This window comes from Mesorhizobium sp. M0601, from assembly GCF_040320845.1.
Classification (GTDB): domain Bacteria; phylum Pseudomonadota; class Alphaproteobacteria; order Rhizobiales; family Rhizobiaceae; genus Mesorhizobium.
Genome location: NZ_JAMYQK010000099.1, coordinates 1 through 2,403 on the forward strand (window position 1 = coordinate 1; position 2,403 = coordinate 2,403).

Genomic DNA, 2,403 nt, shown 5'->3' on the forward strand with positions numbered 1-2,403 from the left:
CGGACGGACATGGGCCACCATCGCCACGCTGCTGACCACCGCCAAGATGAACCAGGTCGATCCGCACGCCTGGCTCACCCAGACCCTCGAGCGCATCGCCAATGGCTGGCCAAACAGCGCTATCGAGGCGCTCATGCCTTGGAACTACCATCGCTGAACGGCATCAGCTACCCGCTTACTGGTCTTCTGGCTGATCAGGCCGAGCTTCTCACGCAGCCACGGCTCGAGCTCGGCCAGGATCGGCCGGCTCCGTTCCTGGCGCACGGCACGACGTGCGTCTGCCGGCTGGCGGCGGATGTCGTCCTCGACGTGATAGATTTCTGCGATGCGCCGGAGCGCCTCGCTCGCGATCGGCGCCGTCTCAGCGGTGCGCTTTTCAGAGCCCCCTTTAGAAACTCCAGTTCCAGCGCCTGCTTGCCGACAAGCCGCTCCAGCGCAGCAATCCGGGCACCTCATATTCCTGGATCAGGTCAGCGGCCTGCGCATCCTCATCGAAGGCGCCTTCCTCATATTTGCGAACCGCGGATCAGCTGGCGCTGCACATCATGGCGCTTCGCCAATCCGTGAAGCGTCTCGCCGGAAAGGTACTCCTGCGCGACCTGCCGCTTAAACTCGCTGTGAGTGCGATATCTTGCCATGGTTCTCTCTTCGAAAGCCCGGCAGGACTGGTCAATTCCTGAATCCGATCTGTCCACCCTCAGGGGCGCACTCCAGGTCTATGTTATTGAAGTGAATAGGTTTTGCTGATCAGGGTGCGATCCTGTGGGATATTTTGGGTGTCCACGGGTGGTCCGGCAGGGGATGAACACCTTCGATCTCGCCTGCTTCTGCGGCGAGCCTCTGAGGGTCTTCGGTGCAATGCCTAGCAAACGCGCCGCCTTGTTCAGATTAAAGCCATGGCTCGTTCCCGTCTGGCGCCGGCCGGAATACCGGAATCTTGTGATGCGACCTGAGCGCAGTGTCCCGCTCCCGTGTCCAGCGATTGCCGTGGCCGTCACCAGGTCGTTCCGGTTAAGGATGCCGGCAATCAGGTCATCATTGCGATGAGAACCAGTTGCCGGACGGCGGCCAGGATGTCGGCCGAAGTGCTTTTGCGCTGTCCGCGTCGCCTCCTCGGCAGGCGCAGTTCGGTGTGGACGCCGCCAACCCAATGGATCAGGAGAACGATCTCTGACGTCTCGGTGTCCACGAAACCGGCAGCAGGCCATCAACCAGCACTTACCTCTCAGCGTTTCAACGATCTCGCGAGATACGCCAACTCCCCATTAGTTTCGACATACCCTCCGGATCGTATGCCGTAGATGATAGACGAGGTGGGCGAGTAAATCTCGATGGGCCCGGCCGAGAGCGATTCCATGGAACGCAGAACGCCTATGAGGTCGCCCTGCTTCACCTCCTCCAGCACCGAGCAGCGAGGTTCGAAGATGCCCCGTGCGGGCGATCGCAATTCGTCAGATGTTAGCGTTTCAAGCGTCCGGCTCGATTTCTTTTGGCGGAAGATTGGAGGTTCCGCTTTTCCGTCGACGAGTCCGAGCGCGATAAGGGCATTGCGCACCCCCGCTTCATAGATAGCCAAATCATTGGCGCCGACGGTGCCTCCGCCGAATTCGGTGCAAAGTAACACTTTGCCCTGATTGTGGGCGACTGTGTCGAACATGCCAGCTGTCTCATTGTGCTCCCAGACCAATGTCACAGGCAATTTGAAACCCTCTGCCATTCGCACTGCCTTGGCCATGAGATTGGCATCAGCAATAGGATGCAAAATGACCGATGGTGGAATATCCCATTTCGGTCCGAAGCTGTGCAAATCAAATATGGTGTCGGCAATAGGCAATAATACGCGCGTAATAGCATCCGCGATACGTTCGCTCACCGACCCGTCGGCGCGACCCGGAAATTCTCGATTGAGATTCTTTCCATCCACCGGTGTATTGCGGGTCCAAGCCTGCACAGCCAGCGGGTTGAGCTCGGGTACGATGGTTACCATCCCACAGATTTGCGCCTCAGGCAGCCAATCAATAAGTCGTCGCGCAACAAGTGGCCCTTCCAGTTCGTTGCCATGATTTCCGCCCGTGATGAGAAGACGCGGCCCGTCGCCTTTATTCTGGCTTAAGACGGGGAGCGAAAGAGCTTCGTAGTCGGCGCCTTCTGGGACAACAAGATAGCCCGTGCTCACCCCAGGGGTATCCAGATCAAACGTTAGATGTGGTGCTTGGTTCAATGCTCAAGCTCCATTGGTATAATGACTCTTTTCCGCTAGGGCTAGTCGACTCAGACTGAAGGACTGCACCCGCTCGCGGTCGCTACGCTCACATAACAGGGTCAACCGGCGCGGTAGCGGAACCGCGCAATGACGTCATCCAATGGTACTGCCATGGCCCGCTCTAGGTTCGCCCAGTAATA

Annotated in this window: 3 protein-coding genes and 1 pseudogene; 1 reads left to right on the forward strand and 3 read right to left on the reverse strand. The window is 58.5% G+C overall.

Features of this window, described 5'->3' with window-relative positions; genetic code table 11:
- The coding region (locus tag NKI41_RS32920; RefSeq protein WP_352687199.1) for a transposase domain-containing protein at positions 1–157 on the forward strand (157 nt) is incomplete at its 5' end.
- Here the strand turns inward: NKI41_RS32920 and NKI41_RS32925 are convergent.
- From NKI41_RS32925 to NKI41_RS32935, 3 genes and pseudogenes are all read right to left on the reverse strand, one after another.
- A pseudogene (locus NKI41_RS32925) lies at positions 148–357 on the reverse strand (IS66 family transposase); the annotation flags it as partial. The gene NKI41_RS32920 and the pseudogene NKI41_RS32925 overlap by 10 nt on opposite strands.
- A 149-nt stretch (positions 358–506) precedes the next feature.
- A complete protein-coding gene (locus tag NKI41_RS32930; RefSeq protein ID WP_352687197.1) occupies positions 507–638 on the reverse strand; it encodes a hypothetical protein in 132 nt (43 codons plus the stop codon).
- A gap of 587 nt (positions 639–1,225) precedes the next feature.
- Positions 1,226–2,176, reverse strand: a complete 951-nt coding sequence (locus NKI41_RS32935; protein ID WP_352687198.1) for a succinylglutamate desuccinylase/aspartoacylase family protein — start codon at positions 2,174–2,176, stop codon at positions 1,226–1,228.
- Positions 2,177–2,403: the final 227 nt, after the last annotated feature.